The organism is Chryseobacterium viscerum (assembly GCF_002899945.2).
In the GTDB taxonomy this organism is placed as follows: Bacteria; Bacteroidota; Bacteroidia; order Flavobacteriales; family Weeksellaceae; genus Chryseobacterium; species Chryseobacterium viscerum.
Genome location: NZ_PPEG02000006.1, coordinates 382,100 through 394,213, shown reverse-complemented (window position 1 = coordinate 394,213; position 12,114 = coordinate 382,100). Strand labels below are relative to the sequence as shown.

The following is a 12,114-nucleotide window of genomic DNA, read 5'->3' as shown; positions in this document are numbered from 1 at the left end:
AGGCTATTGATTGAGTAGTTCTGTAAATTCCTTTTTATGTAGAATAATTTCTTTTTTAGACAGTTTATTGGCTTCGTATACGATTTTGATGCGCTTGATGTCTGCTTTGAAAACTTTTAGAGAAACAATTAGTCCGCTGATCAGTTCATCAATCGTATATTGATAGGTGCCGGTTTTTGTGAAAGATCTTTCTTTTCCGCCGGTGGTGACGAGGATATAAACCTCTTTTCCTTCCAGGGGATTGTGCTCACCCTCTTTTAGCCAGTCTCTGTCGAAAACTTCATCGATCCATAATCTGAGAAGAGGAGGCATTCCAAACCATATCAAGGGAAACTGAAAAACAAAGCGGTCATAGTTTTTAAGACGTTTTCTTTCTCTGAAAGCGGCAATATGAAAATCAGGATATTCTTCGTAAAGATCTCTTAAGGTATAATGCTGGTGGCGAACGTAGAAATTGATGAGCTCTACATTCGAATTGGAGTGCTCCAGATAAGGGTGTGCAAATACTACCAGCGTCTTCTTCATAATCCTGTTTTCAGTAAATATAATAAAAAAATATTGAATAAAAGGTGGCTTTTGTGAGGTTTTATTAATTTTTCAATACGTAAAGATCAATTTATCATTAAGAAAAGCTAAAAAAAACATGCTATTTTAGGTTTTTAAATAAAAAAATCAGGCCGTGATGACCTGATCTGTTTATATATTCTAAAAGTGATTTACTGATTTACCAACCTCCGGAAGCACCACCGCCTCCAAAGCTTCCGCCGCCGCCGAAACCTCCAAATCCGCCACCTCCGCCGCCGGAGCTTCCGCCGCCAAAGCCACCGCCACCGCCGCCAAAACTGCCAGGGAATGGGAAGAATCCGCCAGGATAGTTTCTGCGTCCTTTTCTGGTGATAATGACGTCATCATCGTCGTCATTATTTCCACCACGGCCACCGCCTCTGTTACCAAAAAGTATGGCAATAATGATGAAAATAACAAAAGCAATAATCAGGACTTTAAAAGCGCTTCCGTTGCCGGAAGGAGCTGTCGTTGCAACAGGTTTGAATTTCCCTTCAACAGCCTCCATAATGGCTGAGGTTCCGCCATTGATGCCGTCATACCAAAGTCCTTTCTTGAAGTTTGGGGTAACAATATAATCTAAGATCTGTCCTGCTACTGAAGCGGTAAGATATTGTTCTACGGCACGTCCCTGCTGGATAGACATCGTTCTGTCTTCTGTGGCAACAAGGAAAACCACTCCGTTATCCACGCCTTTTTTTCCGATCTTCCATTTCTCACCGAACATGGTTGCCAGAAAGTTGACATCTTCTCCTTTGGTGGAGCGGATGATCACTACTTCAATTTCTGTTGAGGTAGAATCTGCAAATTTGATCAGCTTATTATTAAGAGCATCTTTTTCCTGTTGAGAAAGCAAACCGGCTTCATCAAAGACAGGGTAAAGAACTGCGGGTTTTTCGGGAATGGTGTATTGTGCTGATACAAAAGTGTAAAAGCATAGCAATACAAATGAAAATACTATTTTAAGAGAACGTAATTTCATTTGACAGTTGGTTTGGATTTTCTCCTTCTACAGGAAAATATTTTTTGAGTTCAAGTCCTGTTTCCAGGATGGCACTTTTCAGCGCCTTATGATAATTTCCTTTGGCAAATTCCGCAGTGATATAGTCGTGCAGATGATCCCAGTAAGACTGTCTTACCTTTTCATGGATTCCGATATCTCCGATGATGGTCAGGTATTTTTTTTCAAAATTGACATGAAAAAGAACAGCATTCCTGTCAGCAGTTTTATCCATATCGAGTTTTTTGAAAACGTCAAATGCCGTCTTGGCATCACGATTTTCTGTATTGGAATCAATATGCACCCTGATCTCTCCCGTAGAATGATCTTCCGCAGACTGAATCGCTTCCACAAGGGAAGCGATCTGTTGATTTGTTAGGAAATTACCCATTATTATTTGAATACTTCAGGGGCTTTTTGAGCACCTGCTTCAGCTTTGAAATAAGGTTTTTCTTTAAAGTTGGTGAAATTCGCCAAAATATTATTCGGGAAAGTCTTGATGGAAGTGTTGTAATCCTTTGCAGCATCATTATAATAAACAGTTTCAGTTCTGATACTGTTTTCAATAGCAGTGTATTCTCTTTGGAAGTTGATATACTGCTGGTCTGCTTTTAAGTTAGGATAAGCCTCCACTACAGCCATCAATCGGCTCAAAGCTCCTGATAATTCTCCCTGAGCAGCCTGGAATTTAGCAAGGTCAGCTTCAGTCATATTACTAGGATCAATGTTGATAGAAGTAGCTTTGGAACGTGCCTCCACAACTTGAGTTAAAGTTTCCTGCTCAAATTTTGAATAGGATTTTACCGTTCTTTCCAGGTTAGGAATAAGGTTTGCCCTTTTTTGATATACAGTCTCTACATTAGACCATTTTGCGTTGACACTCTGTTCTTTGTCGACAAAGCTGTTATATCCGCTTTTTCCCCAGAAGAATAGAACAGCAACAATAATAAGGAGGGCAATACCAATCGTTCCGGCACCCAAACATCCTTTATTTTTCATAGTTTATTTTTTTTAAATTTTTTGTGCTAACCAAATATACAAATTATGTGCTAATTTTGTAAAAAATTATTTGAATGACAACAATAGTGGTGGCAATGGGAGAGAAAAATGAAATTGGTTTTGAAAATCAATTACTTTGGCATCTTCCTAAAGATCTAAAACATTTTAAAGATATAACTTCAGGACATCCCATCATTATGGGAAGAAAAACATACGAAAGTATTGGAAAGCCCCTTCCGAACCGTACCAATATTGTTGTGTCAAGAAAGAAGAACTGGTTTGAAGAAGGAATCCTTATCGTGGGAAGCATCAAAGAAGCATTGAAATTTGCTAAAAAAATTGATGAAGAAGTCTTCGTTATTGGTGGTGGAAACATTTATGAGCAGACAATGGATTTGGTAGACAGACTTGAGGTTACTTTAGTGAAAGCAGACCTTAAAGCAGACACATTTTTCCCGAAAATAAATGAAAAGATCTGGAAAAAAACTGCCGAAATCTGCCATGAGAAGGATGAGAAAAATACTTATGATTTCTGTTTCCAGACCTTTGAAAAAATCAAGAGTGAGTAATTACAGAATTCTCACCTCTAACCTCTAGCTTCTAACCTGTAAATTTTTTATCTTTGCACTTCTAAAATTTAATAATGAATAAATACATAAAAATTGTAATAGCAGCACTTCTTATCCTTGCGGGACTTTGTTTGATGATTTTCACAAGAAATATCGGATGGGGTATTGTTGTTTTTCTTTTGGCTGCATTTCCGATCTTATTATTCTTTAAAAATGAATATATTCTTTTGGCATTCTGGCAATTGAGAAAACAAAATATGGAGAAAGCTGGTGAATGGCTAACCAAAATAACAGATTATAAAGGACAACTTCACAAGACTCAATACGGATATTTCCACTATTTATTAGGACTTACTCAAGCTCAGGATCACCCTGCAAAAGTAGAACCTTTTATGAAAAAAGCATTGGAATATGGTTTGAATATGAAGCATGACAGAGCAATGGCTACTTTAAATCTTGCAGCGGCAGCTATTTCTAAAGGAAGAAAACAGGAAGGGCAGAAGTTACTGGAAGAAGCAAAAAGATTAGACAGTGCAGGAATGATGACCGATCAAATCAAAATGATGAAAGATCAGTTGAAAATGCCAACTATGCAGAAGCACATGCATAATCCTAATATGAGACAGAGAGGAAGATTCTAAGAATCTCCGATATCTATATAAAAGTAAAAGTCCTGAATTTTTCAGGACTTTTTGTTTTTTATTGTTGGAGGTGATGGCGGTGCTTCCTGTTTAAAAAAAGTATCTTTTGGGTAAATGTTTTCCTTTACGAGAAACAAACTATCATGCTTCATAAATTTATCTCGGAGTCCATCATCATAAAATTTACGACTTTGCTTTTTATAGGTTACAGTAACCAAAGGGAAATCTCCTTTCTCATGCGGTTTATCTTTTTTATTCAGGAATTTAAGATAATTTTCAAAAGACAGAGGATCGCTTGCTTTTACTTTGTAGATTCTTTTAGGTAATGTTTGAGTTTTTTTATCATAAGATGCTGCTTCAGAATATTTCTCAAGAAATAGAGTGTCATTCTGTTTGGTAAAAGTATATGTTTCAAATGCAAAGAACATACAGGCTGAAAGATCAGTTATTATTTTGACCGTATCTCCGTTTTCCATCTTTTCTGAAAAATGATAAAGGTCTTTATTCAAATCAAATTTACTCTCATGCTTGCAGGAGAATAAAGAAAATGATAAAATAATAAAAAGTGTTTTTTTCACGAAGCTACATTTCCGAATTCTGATCATAACCATAAAATTTAGGCATCTGCCAATGGTATTTTACAGCAAATGTTCGAATCGCCACAATCAGTATAATAGTGAATATTTGTATAAAAGTATAGGAAAGTGTAGTATATCTGGTCATCAATAAAAATGCTGAACCTCCTAATATACATGCTGTAGCATAAATTTCCTTTCTAAAAATCAATGGAATTCTGTTGAGTAATATATCCCGGATAATACCTCCGAAACAACCTGTTATAGTTCCTAATGCAATACAAATCATAGGATGGATTCCTGCATTCAGTCCTTTCTGAACCCCAATAATCGTAAATAATCCAAGACCAAAGCTGTCGAAGATAAATAAGGTGACTTTAAAATTCTTTTCAAGAGATTTGAATACCATGGAAAAAATGCTGGTCACCAGGATCAGGGCACACATCAGAAGATCATGCATCCAGAATACCGGGATATCAAGCAATAGATCTCTTACAGTTCCTCCTCCCACAGAAGTTACAAATGCAATAATAAGTACCCCAAACGGATCAAGCCGTTTTTGCATGGCTGCAAAACTTCCCGACATGGAAAAGGCAATGGTCCCCAGGACTTCTATAGCAAAATTGAACTGTTCGTGCATATCTATTATAAATGGTAAATGATAATTGATGAATGATTTTTTGCTTAAGCAAATTCTTGGCCATTATATCAATTATCATTTATCGCTTATCAATTATTGTTTTGTTTATTTCTCCACTCTTACCGAATCCGGAACCATCAGTTCATATTCGCCGCCGTGGGTGATGATTTCCCTTACGATACTGCTGCTGATAAAAGATTTTCCTGAAGAGGTCAGTAAGAATACCGTTTCCAGTTTTTTGTGGGCTAAAGTTCTGTTGGTATGAGCAATCGCTTTTTCAAATTCAAAATCGGCAGGGTTTCTCAATCCTCTGATAATGTATTGAGCATTTTTTTCAAAACAGTAATCTACCGTTAAGCCTTCGAATGAATCTACTTCCACATTGGGGAATTCTGCTACGGAATTCTGGATAAATTCCATTCTTTTTTCAAGAGGAAACATATATTTCTTCTGAGAATTCTGTCCAATGGCGATAATTAATTTATCAAATAGCGGTGCCGCTCTTTCTATAATGTCGTAATGTCCTAGTGTAATAGGGTCAAATGACCCAGGGAAAACAGCAATTTTCATGTTGTACGAGTTATAATTTCTTACTTCAGTTATCTATTTTCTTTTATTTAAAGCTTTTTCAACTTCATTTCCACAAAGATCCATAATGGAAATTCCATAATGTCTTGCCTGTTGTGGAAGAATACTTGCAGGAGAGAATCCCGGATTGGTATTCATTTCAAGCATATAAGGAATTCCGTCCATCAGAATGAATTCACTTCTTGAAAAACCGCTCATTCCTAGTGAGTTGTAGGCTCTTTTAGAAATTTCTTCTACTCTTTTTGTGGTTTCTTCGTCGATTCTTGCTGGGGTAATTTCTTCAGAAGCCCCTTCATATTTTGCTTCATAATCGAAAAACTCATTGGTAGGAACAATTTCTGTAATTCCCAGAACGATAGTTTCTCCTTTAAAATCGATAACTCCTACGGAAACTTCCATACCATCCAGGAAACTTTCAATCAGGATTTCATCATCTTCCTTGAATGCAATTTCAGTAGCGGCAATCAGTTCAGATTTTTCTTTTACTTTAGAAATTCCCAGAGAAGATCCGGATTGGTTGGGTTTTACAAATACAGGAAGATTTAATTCTGATACGATCTCATCCACATTGATGTCTTCACCCTTTCTTAAATAAATGCTTTTCGCGGAAGGTATTCCGTACTTTGATAATACGGCAAGTGTATCTTTTTTATTGAAAGTAAGAGCGCTCTGGTAAAAATCACAACCTGTATATTTTTGACCAATCGCATCCCAGTATGCCTGAAGAATCCCGTTCTCACCAGGAGTTCCATGGATGATATTGAAGCAGGCATCAAATTTTAAGGTTTCTCCATTATCTAAAGTTACAGAAAAATCACCTCTGTTGATCTCGTATTTTTTATCATTTTCTCCTAAAAAATACCATTCATCTTTAAGGACTACTACTTTATATACGTCATAGAGATTTCTGTCTAAAGAATCATAAATCAATTGTCCGCTTTTTAAAGAAACGACATATTCATCAGAATAGCCTCCCATTACTACGGCAACACTTTTTTTGTTCATAACCATATAGTATCAATTAAGGCAAATTTAATCATTTTCTGTAATGCAATATGGGAAATTGGCAAATTTTACCATCAAAAATGAATTGTGTTAAATAAAAAGTCCATTCTAAAATTATTAGCTATATTTGCGGTTATAATTAAAGTATTTTTAAGTATGCTTAAATCACTTTTCAATTGGAAAGTTTTACTGAATTTAGTAATAGCCATCGGCATTTTTGTAGGGTTGATATGGCTCACATTTCGCTGGTTGGAATACCATACAAATCACGGTCAGGAAATACCTGTTCCCAATGTTGTTAATAAATCTATTCATGATGCTGTTAAAATATTGGACGATACAGGATTGGAGTATGACGTAGATAGTGCTAAGTATGATCCTAAATACAGACCATTCCAGGTTCTTCAGATCTATCCTGCACCGGGTTCCCGTGTAAAGGATGGAAGAACGGTACGTCTTAGAGTGAATCCTAGAACTTGGGCTCAGATTGCTGTTCCAGATGTTATCAATAAATATTCAGGGCTGGCATTCCAGAGATTAGATCAGGTAGGTCTTAAGATTGGAGATACCATTTATGAACCAAGTATCCAGAAAGATGCACTTTTACGTATTTTATATAAAGGAAATGCTGTAAATCCAGGTGCACGTTTACCAAGATTCTCTGTAATCGATGTAGTGGTAGGTTCTGGTCCTATGAGAAATATTTCTATTCCTAATGTGGTAGGACTTTCTGTAAAAGAAGCAAGAGTAGTTATTGCAAAAAGTATGTTTGAAGTTGGATTGGTAGAACATGAAGATGGTAGCAAAGACGAATCTGATATTATTTATTATCAGGATCCTGGTTCAGGAGATGTTCGTGACCAGGGAATGCAGATTGACCTTTGGGCAAGTAAGAAAACTCCGGCAGAGCTAAGAGCAAAAGTAGAGCAGCTGAATTCTATCTATCGTATGAAAGTAGATACATCACTGCCTCCGGTACGATATGAAGAAGTTCATAACGAACCAAGCTATGAAGCTCCCATAGTACCTGCTCCGGCACCTAAAAAAGAAATTCCAAAACCGGAGGTTCCGAAAACTGAGACTCCTAAGACTCAGACGACAACTTCTAAACCTGTTGTTTCCGCAACGGAAAAACCTAAAACGGCTGTGGGAAACGGTAATCATACCACAGGAAGTACAGCCAAACCAGCTGCTTCCACAACTACACAACAACCTGCTCAAAAGCCGAAAGCTAAGAAGGTAGTCGTAGAATAAGATCAGATTAATATCAAAAATACAGGCTTCAACTATAAAATGTTGAGGCCTTTTCTGTAAAAAATATAAAAGAATGTCAGAAGATAACGAAGATTTTTTAGATGAAGAATTATTAGATTCCAACAGTATTGAAAACATCGATATTGACGAGGAAAATAAAGGATTGTATGAACATCTTAATATCACTGTTGACAACAAACAGGAGCCATTAAGAATTGATAAGTTCCTTTTAATACACAGACAGAATTCTTCAAGGAATAAAATTTCACAAACCTGCAGAGCCGGAAATGTTATTGTAAACGGAGCTCCGGTAAAACAGAATTACCGCGTGAAGCCAGGAGATCAGATCTCAGTATTGCTTACCCACCCTCCAAGGGAGAATGTCATTACTCCGCAGGATATCCCAGTGAATATCATCTATGAAGATGACGACCTTGTTGTAGTGGATAAGGAGCCTGGAATGGTGGTACACCCGGGATTCGGAAACTGGGACGGAACGCTGGTGAATGCGCTGGCATATCACTTTGAAAAGAATGGTCAGAAGTCTGATCTGGACAGAGTAGGACTTGTTCACAGAATTGATAAGGATACCTCAGGACTGCTGGTAATTGCCAAGAATGAGTATGCATTGAGCTTTCTGGCGAAACAATTCTTTAACAGGACTACGAAAAGATTGTATTGGGCTTTTGTCTGGGGCAATCTTCAGGATGAGGAAGGCACTATCAAGGGACATATCGGAAGACATCCTAAAAACAGGATGCAGATGTCTGTCTATGAAGATGGCAGCCATGGAAAACACGCAGTGACCCACTATAAGGTCCTTGAAAGGTTCAAATACATGACTTGGGTGGAATGTAAACTTGAGACGGGAAGAACCCATCAGATCAGGGCGCATTTCAGACATGTAGGCCATACTTTGTTTAATGATGAAAGATATGAGGGGCATACCCCTTTGAGAGGAGTCAATCTTCCCAAATACAAGCAATTTATTAAAAATGTTTTTGAGATTTTGCCAAGACATGCCCTTCATGCCCATACCCTCGGATTTATACACCCAACGACTAAAAAGGAATTATATTTTGAGAGCCCAATGCCCAAAGATATGGCGGATGCTGTAAAAAAATGGAGAAATTATTTGGAAAACTAAAAATATATTGAGAATTTTTTTATATTTGTTGAATTGAAATCAAGATTTGTTATGAGAAAACTATATGCTATCGTATGTTTAGCTCTTTTGTCAAATGCATACAAAGCACAAGAATCACTACCATACTATCAGCAATATCTTCTGGATGGTGAGTTCCTGTTCAACCCAGCTCAATACGGAAAAACAGATTACGTACAGCTCAACGCCAATTATCAACAACAATTTTCAAAATTTAGTAATTCTCCGAATGTTCAGTCTATTGGGATTAATGCGAATATCTTTGATAGAGTAGGTGCTGGTATTTCCGTGTTTAGAGACAGTAACGGGCCTATTTCTGCTGGTGGTATCACGGCTGGTGCTTCATATTTTATTCCGCTGAGCAGCGAGGGAGACAGAAAAGACCAGTTCTCTTTCGGTACAAGTGTTAACTTCTATAACATGAATTTTGATTATTCAAAAATCAATACTGAAGAAGGAGGTGACCCATTATTGAGAGGTGAAGAAAGTAATATCTTTATGGTGTATGCCAACTTTGGTTTGGCTGCTACCTATAGAGGTCTATTCGGGGGTGTTTCCGTAAATGATATTGCATTGAGTAATGATGCTTCTATCGTAAACAACTACGAGCCTTCTCCAATTAAATTCTTCTTAAACTTAGGATATAACTGGAACATTGCTGATAACATTACACTAGCACCATCAGCATTGATCAACCTTAATACAAACTCAACGAGAATGATCGACTGGAACCTTATGGCGACGTTCTCTAACGAGATCAACGCATTCTCTTTCGGGGTAAGCTACAGAACGGTTCAGAACAGATTTGATAATCAGAACCTGAGTATCTCTCCCATTGTAAAAGTAAGATTCAACAAATTCATGATCGGAGCTACTTATAACCTTGGATTATCTGATATCCAGAGCTATGGTGGAAACAGCTTCATGATTGGTCTGGGTTATAACTTTGACAACTTTATTAATGTTAGAGGATTTAGATACTAATCAATTTAATTTAAATAAATTTGAGCTCTGAAAAATTTCAGAGCTTTTTTTATGATATATATTCACATTCCGTTCTGTAAACAAAAATGCAGTTATTGTAATTTTCATTTTTCAACATCCCTGAATTTCAAGGATGAGATGCTTCGTGCGATGAAAACTGAAATATTACTGAGAAAAGATGAGTTACAGAACAGAAACCTGAAATCCTTATATTTTGGAGGGGGAACTCCGTCTATTCTTTCAGTGGATGAGATCAGTTCTTTAATAGATGAAGTTTTACGACATTTCAGTTTTGAAAAAGATATAGAAATCACGCTGGAAGCCAATCCCGATGATCTGGATAAAAGTTTTTTAAAACAATTAGCCGGAACTCCTGTGAACAGACTGTCTATTGGTACTCAAAGTTTTTTTGAAGAGGATTTGAAATTAATGAATAGAGCTCACAATGCATCAGAGGCGGAGAGTTCTATCAAACGTGCTCAGGACTTTGGATTTGAAAATCTGAGTATTGATCTGATCTACGGTTCTCCTACTTCCAACCTGGAGATCTGGAAAGAAAATTTACATAAAACAATAGCGCTGGAAGTTCCGCATATTTCTTCATATGCTTTGACGGTAGAACCCAAAACAGCTTTGGAAAACTGGATTTCAAAAGGAAAAGTAAAAAGTCCCAAAGAAGAAGAGCAAAACAGAGAGTTTTACTACTTATCAGACTTTTTAAAAGATAATGGTTTTGAACATTATGAAGTGTCAAATTTTGCAAAACCCGGATTTTATTCCCGTCACAATTCTTCTTATTGGAAATATCAGGAATATTTGGGGATAGGACCTTCGGCACACTCTTATAACGGGTTTGATGTCAGAAGCTGGAATGTAGCCAATAACCAACAATATATCAAAAAGCTTAATGATAAACTGCTGGCCAAAGAAGAAGAACTTCTTTCCCAGGAAGATCAGTTCAACGAAATGATTATGATTGGTCTGCGTACCATTTGGGGAGTCGATCTTATCAGTTTAAAAGACAAGTTTTCAGAGAGGATGCTGGAGCACTTTCAGAGAGAAATCAAATCTAAAATAGAAGAAGGTATTTTAATCATTGAAAATGACCATTTAAAAATTCCTGAAAAGCATTGGTTTATGGCTGACGGAATTGCTTCTGATTTGTTTATTGTATAATGCTTACAGGTGTACAATATGCCATAAAATTCACTATTTTTGTATAAAATTTCGGGTCATTTGAAAACTAAAAAACAAGATTATTCACATCTTTCACCAAGCCAGCCTATCGGTATTTTCGATAGTGGGGTGGGAGGTCTTACCGTTGCCAAAGAAATCAAAAGGCTTCTTCCTAACGAAGACCTGATCTATTTTGGAGATACAAAACACCTTCCTTACGGAGAAAAATCCAAGGAAGCTATTATTGAATATTCTACAAAAATTACCAATTTTCTGCTGGCGCAGAACTGTAAAGCGATTGTAATTGCCTGTAATACGGCGACTGCTAATGCTTTGAATGAAGTAATGCAATCCGTTGCAGGAAAAGTTCCAGTGATAGACGTTATCAATCCTGTTGCTGAAAAGGTATCTTACGAAATCCACAATAATGTAGGGGTTATTGCGACCAAAGCTACGGTGAATTCCGGACTGTATAAAAAGAGTATCCGAAAGCATAATAAATGGATCAAAGTGGATGAACTGGCAACACCATTGCTTGTTCCTGCTATTGAAGAAGGATTTAAAAACCATCCGATTACCCATGCTATTATTTATAATTATTTAAGTAATAGCAAATTAAAAAATATTGAAACGCTCATTCTGGGATGTACCCATTATCCTCTTTTGATTGATGAGATCAAACAGTATTACGGAAATAGAGTCCGTGTGATTGATTCCCCGAATATTGTAGCCAATCATCTGAATATTATCCTGGATAAATATCATCTTTTAAATGATAATAATCCCAAACCGAATTATCATTTCTACCTTTCAGATCTTACCAAAAACTTTGAAAAGATCTCCAAGAAGTTCTTCGGAAAAACAATCGATTTAGAATTAAAAGTATTATAAATAAAAAAGCTGTTTCAGATGAAACAGCTTTTTTATTGTTTTTAACTATAGTTTCTCGCAGAT

The 12,114-nt window shown here is 36.7% G+C and carries 15 protein-coding genes; 7 read left to right on the top strand and 8 right to left on the bottom strand.

What is annotated here, in order from left to right; translation table 11 throughout:
* Nucleotides 1-3: 3 nt before the first annotated feature.
* The 4 genes from C1634_RS16365 to C1634_RS16350 form a co-directional block, all read right to left on the bottom strand.
* A complete protein-coding gene (locus C1634_RS16365; RefSeq protein WP_103232997.1) occupies nucleotides 4-525 on the bottom strand; it encodes an NAD(P)H-dependent oxidoreductase in 522 nt (173 codons plus the stop codon).
* A gap of 199 nt (nucleotides 526-724) precedes the next feature.
* Complete coding sequence (locus tag C1634_RS16360) at nucleotides 725-1,546, bottom strand: TPM domain-containing protein (RefSeq protein ID WP_109738758.1); 822 nt, start codon at nucleotides 1,544-1,546, stop codon at nucleotides 725-727.
* The gene (locus C1634_RS16355) at nucleotides 1,527-1,955 is read right to left on the bottom strand and encodes a TPM domain-containing protein (RefSeq protein WP_185145142.1); all 429 of its coding nucleotides are present in this window, start codon (nucleotides 1,953-1,955) and stop codon (nucleotides 1,527-1,529) included. The genes C1634_RS16360 and C1634_RS16355 overlap by 20 nt, the downstream gene beginning before the upstream one ends.
* A 2-nt stretch (nucleotides 1,956-1,957) precedes the next feature.
* The gene (locus C1634_RS16350) at nucleotides 1,958-2,563 is read right to left on the bottom strand and encodes a LemA family protein (protein WP_103233000.1); all 606 of its coding nucleotides are present in this window, start codon (nucleotides 2,561-2,563) and stop codon (nucleotides 1,958-1,960) included.
* Nucleotides 2,564-2,637: 74 nt separating this feature from the next.
* On the opposite strand from C1634_RS16350, the gene C1634_RS16345 reads away from it, so the two are divergent.
* Nucleotides 2,638-3,132, top strand: coding sequence for a dihydrofolate reductase (locus tag C1634_RS16345; RefSeq protein WP_103233001.1), 495 nt, complete (start codon nucleotides 2,638-2,640; stop codon nucleotides 3,130-3,132).
* 74 nt (nucleotides 3,133-3,206) lie between these two features.
* Nucleotides 3,207-3,773, top strand: a complete 567-nt coding sequence (locus C1634_RS16340) for a hypothetical protein (protein ID WP_109738757.1) — start codon at nucleotides 3,207-3,209, stop codon at nucleotides 3,771-3,773.
* 41 nt (nucleotides 3,774-3,814) lie between these two features.
* Here the strand turns inward: C1634_RS16340 and C1634_RS16335 are convergent, their stop codons facing one another.
* From C1634_RS16335 to C1634_RS16320, 4 genes are all read right to left on the bottom strand, one after another.
* Complete coding sequence (locus tag C1634_RS16335) at nucleotides 3,815-4,351, bottom strand: hypothetical protein (RefSeq protein ID WP_123921486.1); 537 nt, start codon at nucleotides 4,349-4,351, stop codon at nucleotides 3,815-3,817.
* Nucleotides 4,352-4,355: 4 nt separating this feature from the next.
* Complete coding sequence (locus C1634_RS16330; protein ID WP_103233004.1) at nucleotides 4,356-4,988, bottom strand: trimeric intracellular cation channel family protein; 633 nt, start codon at nucleotides 4,986-4,988, stop codon at nucleotides 4,356-4,358.
* 105 nt (nucleotides 4,989-5,093) lie between these two features.
* Complete coding sequence (coaD, locus tag C1634_RS16325) at nucleotides 5,094-5,558, bottom strand: pantetheine-phosphate adenylyltransferase (RefSeq protein ID WP_076356137.1); 465 nt, start codon at nucleotides 5,556-5,558, stop codon at nucleotides 5,094-5,096.
* Nucleotides 5,559-5,591: 33 nt separating this feature from the next.
* Entirely contained in the window at nucleotides 5,592-6,581 is a 990-nt protein-coding gene (locus C1634_RS16320) for a D-alanine--D-alanine ligase (RefSeq protein ID WP_103233009.1), read from the bottom strand.
* Between the two features lie 156 nt (nucleotides 6,582-6,737).
* Between C1634_RS16320 and C1634_RS16315 the strand changes: the two genes are divergently transcribed.
* The 5 genes from C1634_RS16315 (at nucleotide 6,738) to murI (ending at nucleotide 12,051) form a co-directional block, all read left to right on the top strand.
* Nucleotides 6,738-7,835, top strand: a complete 1,098-nt coding sequence (locus tag C1634_RS16315; protein WP_103233006.1) for a PASTA domain-containing protein — start codon at nucleotides 6,738-6,740, stop codon at nucleotides 7,833-7,835.
* A gap of 73 nt (nucleotides 7,836-7,908) precedes the next feature.
* On the top strand, nucleotides 7,909-8,982 hold the full coding sequence (locus C1634_RS16310; RefSeq protein ID WP_185145141.1) for an RluA family pseudouridine synthase: 1,074 nt from the start codon (nucleotides 7,909-7,911) through the stop codon (nucleotides 8,980-8,982).
* Nucleotides 8,983-9,033: 51 nt separating this feature from the next.
* Nucleotides 9,034-9,984, top strand: coding sequence for a PorP/SprF family type IX secretion system membrane protein (locus tag C1634_RS16305; protein WP_103233007.1), 951 nt, complete (start codon nucleotides 9,034-9,036; stop codon nucleotides 9,982-9,984).
* Nucleotides 9,985-10,035: 51 nt separating this feature from the next.
* A complete protein-coding gene (gene hemW / locus C1634_RS16300; protein ID WP_109738756.1) occupies nucleotides 10,036-11,160 on the top strand; it encodes a radical SAM family heme chaperone HemW in 1,125 nt (374 codons plus the stop codon).
* A gap of 60 nt (nucleotides 11,161-11,220) precedes the next feature.
* Complete coding sequence (gene murI / locus C1634_RS16295; RefSeq protein WP_103234324.1) at nucleotides 11,221-12,051, top strand: glutamate racemase; 831 nt, start codon at nucleotides 11,221-11,223, stop codon at nucleotides 12,049-12,051.
* Nucleotides 12,052-12,114 lie beyond the last annotated feature (63 nt).

Bases quoted from the DNA above. Each gene is read 5' to 3' on its own strand.
- C1634_RS16360 (WP_109738758.1), bottom strand. From the start codon at position 1,546: ATGAAATTACGTTCTCTTAAAATAGTATTTTCATTTGTATTGCTATGC.
- C1634_RS16350 (WP_103233000.1), bottom strand. From the start codon at position 2,563: ATGAAAAATAAAGGATGTTTGGGTGCCGGAACGATTGGTATTGCCCTC.
- C1634_RS16315 (WP_103233006.1), top strand. From the start codon at position 6,738: ATGCTTAAATCACTTTTCAATTGGAAAGTTTTACTGAATTTAGTAATA.
- hemW (WP_109738756.1), top strand. From the start codon at position 10,036: ATGATATATATTCACATTCCGTTCTGTAAACAAAAATGCAGTTATTGT.
- coaD (WP_076356137.1), bottom strand. From the start codon at position 5,558: ATGAAAATTGCTGTTTTCCCTGGGTCATTTGACCCTATTACACTAGGA.
- C1634_RS16320 (WP_103233009.1), bottom strand. From the start codon at position 6,581: ATGAACAAAAAAAGTGTTGCCGTAGTAATGGGAGGCTATTCTGATGAA.
- C1634_RS16355 (WP_185145142.1), bottom strand. From the start codon at position 1,955: ATGGGTAATTTCCTAACAAATCAACAGATCGCTTCCCTTGTGGAAGCG.
- C1634_RS16330 (WP_103233004.1), bottom strand. From the start codon at position 4,988: ATGCACGAACAGTTCAATTTTGCTATAGAAGTCCTGGGGACCATTGCC.
- C1634_RS16310 (WP_185145141.1), top strand. From the start codon at position 7,909: ATGTCAGAAGATAACGAAGATTTTTTAGATGAAGAATTATTAGATTCC.
- C1634_RS16305 (WP_103233007.1), top strand. From the start codon at position 9,034: ATGAGAAAACTATATGCTATCGTATGTTTAGCTCTTTTGTCAAATGCA.
- C1634_RS16345 (WP_103233001.1), top strand. From the start codon at position 2,638: ATGACAACAATAGTGGTGGCAATGGGAGAGAAAAATGAAATTGGTTTT.
- C1634_RS16365 (WP_103232997.1), bottom strand. From the start codon at position 525: ATGAAGAAGACGCTGGTAGTATTTGCACACCCTTATCTGGAGCACTCC.
- C1634_RS16340 (WP_109738757.1), top strand. From the start codon at position 3,207: ATGAATAAATACATAAAAATTGTAATAGCAGCACTTCTTATCCTTGCG.